This window comes from Nocardia sp. NPDC004718 (assembly GCF_053601535.1).
In genome coordinates, this window is sequence record NZ_JBSGCA010000037.1 from 62,682 (window position 1) to 74,509 (window position 11,828).

12 protein-coding genes and 1 rRNA gene are annotated in these 11,828 nt (G+C 69.1%); 5 read left to right on the top strand and 8 right to left on the bottom strand.

Annotated elements, in window-relative coordinates; all coding sequences use genetic code 11:
- Positions 1-78: 78 nt before the first annotated feature.
- Positions 79-735, bottom strand: coding sequence for a cutinase family protein (locus tag ACWEH3_RS25465; protein ID WP_450025401.1), 657 nt, complete (start codon positions 733-735; stop codon positions 79-81).
- 147 nt (positions 736-882) lie between these two features.
- Positions 883-1,881: a zinc-binding alcohol dehydrogenase family protein gene (locus ACWEH3_RS25470; RefSeq protein WP_450025411.1), complete on the bottom strand. Its 999-nt coding sequence runs from the start codon at positions 1,879-1,881 to the stop codon at positions 883-885.
- Between the two features lie 197 nt (positions 1,882-2,078).
- Here ACWEH3_RS25470 and ACWEH3_RS25475 point away from each other — a divergent pair, with 197 nt between their 5' ends.
- The gene (locus ACWEH3_RS25475; RefSeq protein WP_450025399.1) at positions 2,079-2,717 is read left to right on the top strand and encodes a TetR/AcrR family transcriptional regulator; all 639 of its coding nucleotides are present in this window, start codon (positions 2,079-2,081) and stop codon (positions 2,715-2,717) included.
- Complete coding sequence (locus tag ACWEH3_RS25480) at positions 2,714-4,393, top strand: FAD-binding dehydrogenase (protein WP_355078515.1); 1,680 nt, start codon at positions 2,714-2,716, stop codon at positions 4,391-4,393. Before ACWEH3_RS25475 ends, ACWEH3_RS25480 begins: the two co-directional genes overlap by 4 nt.
- A 3-nt stretch (positions 4,394-4,396) precedes the next feature.
- Here the strand turns inward: ACWEH3_RS25480 and ACWEH3_RS25485 are convergent, their stop codons facing one another.
- The 3 genes from ACWEH3_RS25485 to ACWEH3_RS25495 all read right to left on the bottom strand — a co-directional run bounded on the left by ACWEH3_RS25485 (position 4,397) and on the right by ACWEH3_RS25495 (position 6,624).
- A complete protein-coding gene (locus ACWEH3_RS25485) occupies positions 4,397-5,263 on the bottom strand; it encodes an expansin EXLX1 family cellulose-binding protein (RefSeq protein WP_450025396.1) in 867 nt (288 codons plus the stop codon).
- Positions 5,264-5,489: 226 nt separating this feature from the next.
- Positions 5,490-6,308, bottom strand: a complete 819-nt coding sequence (locus ACWEH3_RS25490) for an IclR family transcriptional regulator (RefSeq protein ID WP_450025394.1) — start codon at positions 6,306-6,308, stop codon at positions 5,490-5,492.
- 55 nt (positions 6,309-6,363) lie between these two features.
- On the bottom strand, positions 6,364-6,624 hold the full coding sequence (locus ACWEH3_RS25495) for a three-helix bundle dimerization domain-containing protein (RefSeq protein WP_450025392.1): 261 nt from the start codon (positions 6,622-6,624) through the stop codon (positions 6,364-6,366).
- Between the two features lie 249 nt (positions 6,625-6,873).
- Here ACWEH3_RS25495 and ACWEH3_RS25500 point away from each other — a divergent pair, with 249 nt between their 5' ends.
- Both ACWEH3_RS25500 and ACWEH3_RS25505 read left to right on the top strand, forming a co-directional pair.
- The gene (locus ACWEH3_RS25500) at positions 6,874-7,350 is read left to right on the top strand and encodes a nuclear transport factor 2 family protein (protein WP_450025390.1); all 477 of its coding nucleotides are present in this window, start codon (positions 6,874-6,876) and stop codon (positions 7,348-7,350) included.
- Positions 7,351-7,423: 73 nt separating this feature from the next.
- Complete coding sequence (locus ACWEH3_RS25505; protein ID WP_450025388.1) at positions 7,424-8,476, top strand: aminotransferase class V-fold PLP-dependent enzyme; 1,053 nt, start codon at positions 7,424-7,426, stop codon at positions 8,474-8,476.
- Between the two features lie 358 nt (positions 8,477-8,834).
- Here ACWEH3_RS25505 and ACWEH3_RS25510 read toward each other — a convergent pair whose 3' ends face one another.
- Together ACWEH3_RS25510 and ACWEH3_RS25515 are read right to left on the bottom strand one after the other, a co-directional pair.
- Positions 8,835-9,908 (bottom strand): NAD(P)H-dependent amine dehydrogenase family protein, encoded by a 1,074-nt coding sequence (locus ACWEH3_RS25510; RefSeq protein ID WP_450025386.1) that lies wholly within the window; start codon positions 9,906-9,908, stop codon positions 8,835-8,837.
- A gap of 1 nt (position 9,909) precedes the next feature.
- Positions 9,910-10,701: an SDR family oxidoreductase gene (locus tag ACWEH3_RS25515; RefSeq protein ID WP_450025384.1), complete on the bottom strand. Its 792-nt coding sequence runs from the start codon at positions 10,699-10,701 to the stop codon at positions 9,910-9,912.
- Between the two features lie 99 nt (positions 10,702-10,800).
- Between ACWEH3_RS25515 and ACWEH3_RS25520 the strand changes: the two genes are divergently transcribed.
- Positions 10,801-11,682: a helix-turn-helix domain-containing protein gene (locus tag ACWEH3_RS25520; RefSeq protein ID WP_450025382.1), complete on the top strand. Its 882-nt coding sequence runs from the start codon at positions 10,801-10,803 to the stop codon at positions 11,680-11,682.
- A 59-nt stretch (positions 11,683-11,741) separates the two neighbouring features.
- Here ACWEH3_RS25520 and rrf read toward each other — a convergent pair.
- Positions 11,742-11,828 (bottom strand): 5S ribosomal RNA (gene rrf / locus ACWEH3_RS25525); the annotation flags it as partial.

Sequence of the window (11,828 nt, forward strand, 5' to 3'; positions counted from 1 at the left end):
TGGTTTTCCCGGCCCCGTCGGGGGGGGCCGCCCCCCCCGCGGCCCCCCCCCACCCCGCGGATTTCCCGTCTCGGGATGTCACATCCGGTCTACCGCGAACTCCACGGCGGGCCACATGGCCCACCGGTAGTCCGTGTGCGCGGCCGGACGGATGCCGCCTTCGCACACCGGATCACCGTTCGCGCAGTAGTTTCCGGTCCGCCCGGCGTATCCGTCCGGCACGTTCCAGCCGATCAGCCGGATCGGGTCGCCGAACAGCAGCACCGCCGCCACCCGGGATTCCAGATCTCCGGGCAGCGAGTAGATGCCACCGAGCACGGTGACGATGCCGGTGCCGAGCACCCCGTGGGTGACGACGGCGCCTTGCGAGAAGCCGACCAGGATGAACCGCTGGTCCGGGCAGTTCGCCGCTTGCCACATCAGGTGCGCGGTCATGTCCCGGGTGCCGCGGCTGATCGAGGACGGATCGAGCAGGTCGGCGGGGTAGTCCACCCGATAGGCCTGTGAATCGACCGGAAGTGCTTGCCACAGTGCGTCGTACAGCGGATCGCCCACCACCGAACCCAGATACCCGGGTTCATGGGTGCCTCTGGCGACGACGACGTCGACCGCCGCACAGGACGCGGCCCATGCGTGCATTCCCGTCGCTGCCCCGAAACCCGCGACGAGCAGTAGCACGGCGAATGCCCTTACTACACGCCACTTCTCGAACTGGATTACCTTCCGGTTGGCCATCGTGCTCACCTACTCACGCCGTTGTGAGACAGCCGAGCGACACTTGTCAGTGACAATTACTCGGCTATATCCGCGAAGGTAAGAACGGCTCAGGAGGCCGTCAAGGAACTCCATCCGACCGATACGGAGTCAGCGCCGAATCGTGTTCTACGGCAGGAGAACCGCCGCACCGGCAAATCGTCCGTGCGCGAGATCGGCCAGCGCCCGATCGGCCATGTCCAGGGAATACCCGTGCGTGGTCAGATGTATCCGGTGTTCGCCGGCGAAAGCCAGGAATTCGCGGGCATCCGCGCGGGTGTTCGCGGTCACCGAGCGAATCTCCCGTTCCTGGAACAGATGCCGCTGGTAGTTCAAGGCGGGAATGTCGCTGAGATGAATACCGGCGATGGCGAGGATCCCGCCGCGATCGAGCGCCGCCAGCGCGGGCGGCACCAGCTCACCGACGGGCGCGAACAGGATCGCCGAATCCAGCAGTACCGGAGGCGGATCCGCCGCGCCCTGCACCGAGGCGGCGCCCAGCGCGGCGGCGAGCTCCCGCGCCGCCGGATCCCGCGTCATCACGTGCACCTCCGCTCCGCGCGCGGCGGCTACCTGAGCGGCGATGTGGGCGCTGCCGCCGAAACCGTAGATCCCCAGCCGCCCGCCCGGCGGCACGGCGGCCCGCAGCAGCGCCCGATACCCGATGATGCCAGCGCACAACAGCGGGGCGGTATCGGCATCGGAGTAGCCGGCAGGCAGGCGCAGCGCGTAAGACGCGGGCACACAAGCGAATTCGGCGTAGCCGCCGTCGGCATCCCAACCGGTGTAGGCCGAATGCGGACAGAGGTTCTCCGCCCCGCGCAGGCAGAACTTGCACTCGCCGCACGTGTGCCGCAGCCAGGCGATGCCCACCCGGTCCCCCACCGCGAAACCCTCCGCGGCCCTGCCGACCACGACGACCTCGCCGACGATCTCGTGCCCCGGCACCACCCCGGCGCGGTGCACCGGAAGGTCGCCTTCGGCCACGTGCAAGTCGGTCCGGCACACACCGCAGGCCAGCACACGCACCAGCAGTTCGCCGGGACCGGGTTCGGGGACGGGTGTTCGCTCCGCGTCCAACGGCCCGCTCTCGATCGGACCCGGCCTGCGCACCCGCCAGCTACGCATCGCGGACGTACGGCTGCGAACCTCGCTCATCGGATCACCTCGCACCGATCGGATCGACACGGATGGGCATCCCGACCGCGGCGGTCGGGCCGGAATCACCCTACTCGGCGAATACGGCCACGCGGTCCGGCGAATTATGATACATTTCTGTATCGAGTACATTCCTGTATCCAACGCCTCGACCGAGGAGGTGCACGATGACGTCCGATGCCGCGCAGGCCGCGCCCGCGCGGGTCACCCGCCGCCGCGCCGAAACCAGGAACCGGCTGCTGACCGCCGCCTACGAGGCGTTCGCCGAGGAGGGTTTCGGCCGCGCCACCGTGGAGCGGGTCTGCGAGCGCGCCGGATTCACCCGCGGGGCGTTCTACTCGAACTTCAGCTCGCTGGACGAGCTGTTCCTCGCCATGTGGGAGCAGCGCTCCACGGCGATGCTCGCCGAGGCGAGCGCCATCCTGGACGAGATCGCGGCCGAGGGCGCCGATGACGTACGCGCCGCCGTCCAGCGCCTGGAACGGGCGGTCCCGGTCGAGGAGGGCTGGTACCGGATCACCGCCGAATTCACCGCGCACGCCCTGCGCACCCCCGCGCTGCGCCGGGTGATGGCCGCTCGTGAGGAGGCCATCGTCGCGGCGCTCATGCCCACGATCGTCGCGGCGCTCGCACGCGGCGGCCGCACCGTGCCCGATCCGGAGGCGTTCGGGCAAGCGCTCATCGCCGTCCACGACGGCACCAGCGTGCAGGTACTGATGGAGCCGGACAACCCCGCCGTGCGCGAGCGCCGCACCGAACTCTTCCACCACGTCGTGCTGGCCTACAGCACCGCAACCGAAGGATGAACATGTCCCACAGCAGCCCCGAGGCGGACGTCCTCGTCGTCGGCGCCGGGCTGGCCGGCCTGGTCGCCACGCACGAACTGGTCAAGGCCGGTCGCACGGTGCACGTGCTCGATCAGGAGAACCGCAACAACCTCGGCGGCCAGGCGTTCTGGTCGCTGGGCGGGCTCTTCTTCGTCGACAGCCCGGAGCAGCGGCGTCTCGGCATCGAGGACTCCTACGATCTGGCCCTGCAGGACTGGCTCGGCTCGGCCGGGTTCGACCGCGACGACGAGGACAAATGGGCCCGGCAGTGGGCGCAGGCGTACGTGCGGTTCGCGGCCACCGAGAAGCGGGACTACCTGCGCGACCTCGGCCTGCGCGTGACACCGCTGGTCGGCTGGGCCGAACGCGGCGGCGCCACCGCTGACGGGCACGGCAACTCGGTGCCGCGCTTCCACCTCACCTGGGGCACCGGCCCCGAGGTGGTCCGGGTCTTCGCCGAGCCCGTGCTCGAAGGCGAGCGGCGCGGGCTGGTCCGCTTCGGCTTCCGTCACCGGGTGGACGAATTGATCGTGGAGGACGGCGCGGTGGTGGGTGTGCGCGGCGCCGTGCTCGAGGACACCGATCTGGAGCGCGGTCGCGCCTCGTCCCGCACCGAAGTCGGCGGGTTCGAACTGCGCGCCAAGGCCGTGATCGTGGCTTCCGGCGGAATCGGCCACAACCACGAGCTGATCAGGCGCAACTGGCCCACCGAACGACTGGGCCCGTGCCCGGAAACCATGATCTCCGGCGTGCCCGCGCACGTCGACGGCCGAATGCTGGCCATCACCGAGACCGCGGGCGGCGCCATCGTCAACCGCGACCGCATGTGGCACTACACCGAGGGCATCGTCAACTGGGACCCGATCTGGCCCGACCACGCCATCCGGATCATTCCGGGGCCGTCCTCGCTGTGGTTCGACGCCAACGGAAAGCGGCTGCCCGCACCGTGTTTCCCCGGATTCGATACGAACACGACGATGAAGGAGATCCTGAAGACCGGCTACGACTACTCCTGGTTCGTGCTCACCCAGTCGATCATCGAGAAGGAGTTCGCGCTGTCGGGCTCCGAGCAGAACCCGGACATCACCGGCAAGGACCTCAAACTGACGTTGAAGAGCCGCGTGGCCAAGGGCGCGCCGGGCCCGGTCGAGGCGTTCAAGCAGCACGGCGTCGATTTCGTCGTCGCGGACACGCTGCGCGAGCTGGTCGAGGGCATGAACAAGATCGCGCGCGGCCCCCAGTTGGATTACGACGACCTGGAACGCCAGATCGTCGCGCGCGACCGGGAGCTGGCGAACAAGTACGGCAAGGACAGCCAGCTGATGGCGATCGCCAACGCGCGCCGCTACTTCGGCGACAAGGCGGGCCGGGTCGCCAAACCCCACCGGATCCTCGATCCCGCCGCGGGCCCGCTGATCGCCGTCCGGCTCAACATCCTCACCCGGAAGACCTTGGGCGGTCTGCAGACCGACCTGAGTTCCCAGGTGATCAGGCCGGACGGCACGGCGTTCCCGGGTCTGTACGCCGCGGGTGAGGTCGCCGGATTCGGCGGCGGCGGTGTGCACGGCTACAACGCGCTCGAGGGCACCTTCCTCGGCGGGTGCATCTTCTCCGGCCGGGCCGCTGGTCGTGCGCTGGCCGCGAGGCTCACCTGAGCGCTACCGTCGGCAGCCGGACGCGACCGTGACGGGCCCTGTCGCGGTCGCCAGCGACGGCGACGACGTGAACGACGGCGCGCCGGAATAGAGCCGGGTGCCCGCCGAGTATCGCCCCGGTTCCACCAGCACATCGGTGATCTCGGCCTCGTTGCCGAAGACGTCCGTCACGCGCGCGGTGAACGGGCCCAGCCCGGCGCCGGAGAGGGTCCAGTAGTTGTCGGCCCTTCGGCTGAGCTGTCGCCACGGCCCGCCCTCCGCCGGGCGAACAGCCGCCTCGCGCAATGGATTTCCGGTGCCACCGAACAGGATGCCGAACCAGGCCGCGGACGAATCCGGCTTCACCTCGTAGGTCAGCTCCTGCGCCGGTTGCGGATCGCGGACCAGGCGGTAGCCGACCCGCGCCACTCCGTCGCGGGGATCGGCGATCCGCTCGAACGCCGCCGCGCTGAGATCCAACTGTCCCGGAGCGCATGCCGGGCTGTGGTCGACCACCAGCGCGCGGACCGACCCCCGTGGACCCGCGATGTCCAAGAATGCCCCGCAGAGATCGGCGCGCCCGTAGTCGGGGGTCGACAGCCCGGCATAGTAGCCGCCCGGCGGCAGCTCGCGGAAGGAACACGATGTCTGCGTGCCGAAGACGTAGTAGCGCACCTCGGCGGACATGTCCGGCCCGATCGGCGCGAAAGTCACGGCGGATACCGGGAATCGGGACGGCGAGGACACCTCGTCGAGCGGGCGCGCCGCGGCGCAGGTCGGCGCCGACGGCCGCACCAGCCAGACGACCACCGCGACGGTGGCCAGCGCGCCTGCCGCAAACCATAGCCATTCGGAACGGAATGGCCGCTCTTGGATCGGTACCCGGTGCATCGCTTCCCCGACTCCGGCTCGGCTCCTCGCGGACTGTCCATCCTGACTTCACCAGGAAAGCAGCCCGGCCGCTCGCGCGCACGGCGAACGAAAATTCTTCAGAGTGAAAGGCGGGCAATTCAGCAAGCGCACCGCTAATTTCGGCCATTCCGCCCGGGGACGACTGCGGCCGATCGGAAATGATCCGGCGGAGCCGGGCACACCGGTGCTGGACCGCGCGGTGCAGCTAGAGCCTACGCGCGTGCCGAGGGCACAGGGTTCGTCCCGCCTCACGGGCGATCTCGGCCAGCGCCATGGCCAGCCGCGCGGTGTCCGGCGCCACCGCGTCGGCACCGATCAGGCCCGACAGCGACACCGCGGCCACCGCCGCGCCGCGACCGCGAATCGGCACTGCCACGCACGTGATTCCGGGCACGGACTCCTCGTTGTCGACGGCGACACCCTGACGGTTGCGGATGCGGCCGAGTTCGCGATGCAGTTCGGCGCGGTCGGCGAGGGTGCGAGCGGTCAATTGCGGCAGGCGATCCCGGAAGGACGCCTCCACGATGCTCGGGTCCAGCGTCGCCAGCAGCGCCTTGCCGAGTGCGGTGCTGTGCGCGGGCATCCGGCCGCCGAGCCGGGTGGGCACGCTGGCGGCGATCCGGCCGCCGACCTTGTCCAGGTACAACACATCGCGCCCGTCGAGAACGCCGAGATGGCCCACCATTCCGGTCTGCTGGCAGACGTCGTGCAGCAGTGGGCTCACCACATCGCGGATCTCGTTGTGGTCGGCGGCCAGGCCACCCAACTCCAGAGCGCGCAGGCCCAGCCGGTAGCCGCCGGGCGCGTGCGCCAGCCAGCGCAGCCGGATCAGCTGGTCGAGGATGCGATGCACGGTGGAGCGCGGCAGTCCGGTGCGCTCGGCCAGTTCGACGAGGGTGAGCGTCGGCGTCGCGCCGTCGAACGCCTCCAATATCAGCGTCATCCGCTCGATCATCGATACCGGGGGCTGGCTCGGTCGTGCTGCCTGTCCGGTCGGCAGATCCCTCGTTTCGGAATCGGTCATCACCTCGACCGTCATTGCCAACCTCCACGCGTGCTCGCGTAGAGCTTAGAGGCCGCTAAGCGGACCCGTGCGCGGAATCCTCGAGGGCGAACAGCCATTCGCGGGTGTAGCGCTCGGCCAGCAGCGGCAAGAAGTTGACGATGGTGGCGTGGTCGGCGACATGGTCGTAGTAGGCATGGAGATGGTCCTCGATCGCGGCTTCGCTGGCGACGCCGTCGAATTCGTTCTCCAGGCGCCGCGCGGCCGCCTCGAGGGCGAGTTCCTGGTCGAGAGGGGTCTGCTGGTTCGAGTCGTGGGTGGCATGGCGGTCGGTCATCGCAAGATTCCCCTGGTCGTGACGAGATCGGTACCCAGGACGCTGTCGTGGCGACGATAACGCCCGTCATAGGGGTACCCGCCCCGCCCGGTTCGACACCCTCGCCTGCGGCCGAGGTCCCCGATCGGCCTCCGCTCCGCACGACACGGTTGGCCCTCGCGGATCTCGATCCGTCCCTTCGCGACGCCGACTCGCACCAAAATAGAACACGTTCTTGTCTGCGGGGGCTGCACGTGCCAGGCTCGACAGATGGATCTCGACGCCATCGAAGCCGTCCGCCAGTTGAAGTACCGCTACTTCCGTGCCCTCGACCTCAAAGAGTGGGACGAGTTCGCCGACACCCTCGCGGTCGACGCGAAAGGGCGCTACGGCACCCACGCCATGGGCGAGCCGCTGAACCTCGACGGCCGTGACGCCATCACCGCGTTCATGCGGGAGAATCTCGGCCCCTCGCTGGTCACCGTCCACATCGCCAACCACCCGGAGATCGGCGTCGACGGCGCGACGGCCACGGGATCCTGGGCCTTCGAGGACACCGTGATCGCCACCGAGTACGGGGTGCTGATCCGAGGAGCCGGCTACTACACCGACACCTACCGCCGCGACGACGACGGCAAGTGGCGCATCGCCTCCACGGCCTACCGGCGCATCTACGAATCCATGCAGTCGCTGTCGGACACACCGAGCTTCCAGTTGCTGTCCGACATGTGGGCGCCCGGTAAGTGACGGGCGGGAAAACGGTCCACTATCCGCCCGGTGGCGCTGGACGGTCTCGCGCCGCCCGGCGGATGCTGCGAACATGCCCTCGCTAGCGCCTGACGAGTTCGATCCCGAGATCACCTACCTGAACACCGCCTCCTTCGGTCTGCCGTCCGCCCGCGCTCTGACCGCGGTGCGCGAGGCGAGCACGAGCTGGGCCACCGGCCGCAGTGGACCGACATCCCAAGTGGACCTCCTGGTACCCGACCTGCGCGCGGGCTTCGCCCGGCTGCTCGACGGTGCCACCGCCGACGACATAGCGCTCGGCAGCGGTGTCGCGGGCCTGATCGCACCCGTGGCCGCCGCACTGCCACCGGGCGCGGAGGTCCTCCTGCCGGAAGGCGAATTCGCCTCGGTCTCGATGCCTTTCGTGTACCGGGACGATCTCGTCGTGCGCTTCGTCCCTTTGGCGGAGCTGGCCGCGCAGGTACGTCCGGAGACCGAGTTGGTGGCGGTGAGCGTGGTCCAATCCGCGGACGGCCGCGTCGCCGATCTCCCCGAGCTGCGCGCGGTCACCCGGGCCAACGGCGCGCGTTTGCTCGTGGACGCCACCCAGGCCGCGGGCTGGCTGCCGCTGCGCTTCGCCGACGCGGACTACTGGGTCTGCGCCAGCTTCAAATGGCTGATCGGCGCGCGCAGTGTCGCGTTCCTCGCCACGCCGCCCGAACTCGTCCCGCAGCTGCGTCCGATCGGCTCCAGTTGGTACGCCGCCGAGGACCGCTGGGCGGAGCTGTACCGCCCGGCCGCGCTGCCCGCGACGGCACGGCGATTCGACACGACGCCCGATTGGCTCGGCGTCGTGGCGGCACTGGCCGGACTGTCGCTGATCGAGGAACTCACCGTCGACAAGATCGGCGCGCACGACCTCGAACTCGCCGACCAATTCCGTGCCGGACTGCGCGAACTGGGTTTCGAGCCCGTCGAGGCGCCCTCGCCGATCGTCTCCGTCCCTGGCGCGGGCGACCTCGCGGCCCGGCTCGAGCAGGCCGAGGTGGTCGCCTCAGCGCGAGGCGGCGGCTTGCGGTTCGCCTTCCACCTCTACAACGGCGCCGACGACATCGAGCGGGCACTGTCCGCGCTGCGAGCCGGGTAGCCCCCGCGGCGGCCGTCTACTTGCCCGGCCGGTCGAAACGGGCGAGCCCGAAGCGCGGCCGAGCAACCGCGCCAACACTTCCGGTCGGCTGCCCGCATCCGAGTTCGCGACCACGGGGCACTGTCCCGTGCGGGCCGGGTAGCCCCGCGTGCTACCGAGCCGGTCACACGACCGGCCGGGGCCGATAGCGCTACATGCCGTCGCCGACAGACCGCCACGCCGGCAAGCCGGAGCTCATCGATGACCTCGACCGCGCACCGTCGGCGCGGTACGCCGAATAGCCCCGCGGGGCCGCCGTGCGATCGGTCAGCAGCTCCGCAGGCCGTCTACCTCCGCGTGGCGTGGACCGGGTGGTGGATCAGCGACCGGGACGCTGCGCGGGAGCGGTGATCAGCGGGAGATCGAGTGCGGTGAGAATTCCGGCGGGGGCCGCGACCACGGCTGGAATCGCGTTGACGATGCGCAGGCCGGTAGCCAGGACGGTCGCGTAGTTGTGATCCCCGTTGCGGCTCGAGGTCACCAGATCCAACGCGTAATTGGGCTCGCCGGTGATCTCGACCCGGTAGGAGCCCTCCGGGTCCGCCGGTTGGGGCCAGTCCGGGCACAGGTCGGGGCGCAGCCTGGTCACGTGCTCGAGCACCGTGACGGGCACGTCTCCGACCATGCCCCGCACTTCGAAACGCAGTGCCGCCGCGGTTCCTTCGGCGATGTGCCCGGTCGCGATGTCGAACGACTCCGGCGCCGCGATCCGCTCGTACGATTGCGTGACGGCGTCGAGGGTGACCCCGATCCCGGCCGCCAGCTGGCGAACCGTGCCGCCCCAGGCGAGCGACAGCACGCCGGGCTGCAACAGCATGGGGATGTCGTCGAGTGGCTTGCCGAAGCCCATGATGTCGAACATGACCGCGCGGTTGTCGTAGCTGGCGTAGTCCACGATCTCCAGACACCGCAGCTGATCGATGCGCAGACAGGTCCCCGCGAGCGCGAGCGGCAGGAGGTCGTTGGCGAAACCGGGGTCGATGCCGTTCACCCACAGCGACGAATTGCCCTGCGCGGCTGCCTCCTGCACCGGCTTCAGCAACTCGTCGGGCAGCACGCCGTAGGGGTACTGGAAGAACACGGGTGCGCACGCGACGACATTGATCCCGGCGGCCAGGATGCGTTGCAGATCCTGTACGGCTTCGAACAGCCGGTTGTCGGTCATACAGCAGTAGACGACGCAGTCCGGACGCGACGCGAGCAATGCCTCCGCGTCGGTCGTCGCGGCGACGCCGACGGGCCGATCGAGCCCCGCGAGCGTCCCCGCGTCCGCTCCGCTCTTGGAACCGGACACCCACACGCCGGTCAATTCCAGCTCAGGATGGGCGATTACGCCGGCCAAGGCATGTTTGCCCACATTGCCGGTGCCCCATTGCACTACGCGATATGTCATGTCACAGGTCCGGGATCGGAAGGTCGAGGTTGGGAACGATCAAGCCGCCGTCGGGCTCGAGAATCTTGCCGGTGAGATACTTCCCCGCGGGCGATACCAGATAGAGCGCGGCCGCGGCGATGTCCTCCGGTTCGCCGATGCGATGCAGCGGCGTCTTCGACTCCAATTCGGTACGCATGGCGTCGTTTCCGGCGACCACCTCCAGTGCGGAGGTCAGGATCGAGCCCGGCGCGATGGCGTTCACCCGGATACGCGGATTGAGGTCGAGAGCGGCGAGCTTGGTGTAATGGGCCAGAGCCGCCTTGGCGGTGCCGTATGCCGCGAACGCACGTCCGGGAAGCCGCCCCATCGTGGACGTGATGTTGAGAATCGATCCGCCGCCCGCTGTTTCGAGCATGCGCGGCACCGCGGCGCGGACCAAGGCGTGCGCGTTGGCGACATTGAAGTCGAACGCGTCCCGCAGTGCCTGCGGCGTCGTATCCAGCAGCGGGCACGGCAGTGCGCCGCCCACGTTGTTCACCACGATGTCCAATCGCCCGAAGCGTTCGACCGCCGCCTCGGCGAGTGCCGCCGTGGCCTCGGCGTCGCTCAGATCCGCAGGCACCACGTGGGCCTGTCGCCCGGTGGCGGAGACCCGCTCGGCTACCTCATCGAGCTGGCTTTTGGTCCGTGCGGCGATGACGACATTCGCACCCGCCTCCGCGAACGCGACCGCTATAGCCGCGCCCAGGCCACGACCCGCGCCGGTGACTATCGCGACCTCATCATCGATCCGGAACCGATCCAGAATCATTCACGCTCCTCAGTGCACGACTGCCGAATATTCGACAGTATGTGATCTAATATTCGTCATCGTAAGTCGCTCACCGAGCCGGGACAAGGGGTTGCCACCATGCCGGACCGATCTGCGTCGCCGCCCACGCGGCGCGTCGTCGACATCGTGTCGCTACTGGCGACCTCCGGTGAGCCGATCAGCGTCGCTGGCATCGCCGAACGGCTGGGCATCGCGCGCGCGACCGCGACCGCGATCCTGGTCGAGTTGGACGCGGCCGGTTGGGTCGTGCGCGACCCGGCTCGCGGTTACGGCATCGGCCCGGCGCTGGTGGGATTACACGGCGCCGCGCTTCCGCAGGACGTGGGCGAGCTCCTCGCCGGTCTCGCTGCCCGGACCGGCTATGGCGCCACGTTCAGCCGCATCGAGCCGGACCGGCTCACCGTGCTCGACGTCCGGCACGGCGTCGACCGAGTGGTGCCGGGAATCCCGGTGGGACATCGCATTCCGCTCCAATTCCCGGCCGGCGCGAGTGTGATGCCGTGGCGTCCGGCAAAGGAGCAGAACACGTGGCTGAACACCGCCAACGAGGCGGATCAACGCATCGTCGGCGCGCTGCTGGCACTGGTGCGTGAACGCGGGGTCGCGGTGTTCCGGCCGCGCGCCGACGACGCGGGCCTGGTCGACCTGCTCGCCGATCTACTCGGCGCGGTCGGATCCGAATTGCTGCGACCGCATCTGCGTACTCGCGCGCTACGCCAGCTCGCCGCGCTCACGTCCCGGCCTTTCACGCGGGCGGAGCTGGATTCGGATGAGATATTGCCGCTGAGTTATCTCGCGGCCCCGGTTTTCGATGCGAGCGGCACCGCGGCCTACGAAGTTCAGCTGGGGCCATTGCAGGTGGCGACGACACGCGTGGAACGCGATGAATTCGTCGACGCGACCCGCAGCGCGGCAGCCGAATTGACGAACACGCTCAGCGCCGGTCGGTATGGAAAGTAATTCTCTGCATGAACGACGAAAGGCCCTCGACGGTGTCGAGGGCCTTTCGTGAAAGGATGTTCCGGCGGTGTCCTACTCTCCCACACCCTGTCGAGTGCAGTACCATCGGCGCTGGCAGGCTTAGCTTCCGGGTTCGGAATGGGACC

Coding starts and splice junctions, on each gene's coding strand:
- ACWEH3_RS25490 (WP_450025394.1), bottom strand. CDS start 6,308: ATGACCGATTCCGAAACGAGGGATCTGCCGACCGGACAGGCAGCACGA.
- ACWEH3_RS25475 (WP_450025399.1), top strand. CDS start 2,079: ATGACGTCCGATGCCGCGCAGGCCGCGCCCGCGCGGGTCACCCGCCGC.
- ACWEH3_RS25500 (WP_450025390.1), top strand. CDS start 6,874: ATGGATCTCGACGCCATCGAAGCCGTCCGCCAGTTGAAGTACCGCTAC.
- ACWEH3_RS25520 (WP_450025382.1), top strand. CDS start 10,801: ATGCCGGACCGATCTGCGTCGCCGCCCACGCGGCGCGTCGTCGACATC.
- ACWEH3_RS25505 (WP_450025388.1), top strand. CDS start 7,424: ATGCCCTCGCTAGCGCCTGACGAGTTCGATCCCGAGATCACCTACCTG.
- ACWEH3_RS25470 (WP_450025411.1), bottom strand. CDS start 1,881: ATGCGTAGCTGGCGGGTGCGCAGGCCGGGTCCGATCGAGAGCGGGCCG.
- ACWEH3_RS25485 (WP_450025396.1), bottom strand. CDS start 5,263: ATGCACCGGGTACCGATCCAAGAGCGGCCATTCCGTTCCGAATGGCTA.
- ACWEH3_RS25510 (WP_450025386.1), bottom strand. CDS start 9,908: ATGACATATCGCGTAGTGCAATGGGGCACCGGCAATGTGGGCAAACAT.
- ACWEH3_RS25465 (WP_450025401.1), bottom strand. CDS start 735: ATGGCCAACCGGAAGGTAATCCAGTTCGAGAAGTGGCGTGTAGTAAGG.
- ACWEH3_RS25495 (WP_450025392.1), bottom strand. CDS start 6,624: ATGACCGACCGCCATGCCACCCACGACTCGAACCAGCAGACCCCTCTC.
- ACWEH3_RS25515 (WP_450025384.1), bottom strand. CDS start 10,701: ATGATTCTGGATCGGTTCCGGATCGATGATGAGGTCGCGATAGTCACC.
- ACWEH3_RS25480 (WP_355078515.1), top strand. CDS start 2,714: ATGAACATGTCCCACAGCAGCCCCGAGGCGGACGTCCTCGTCGTCGGC.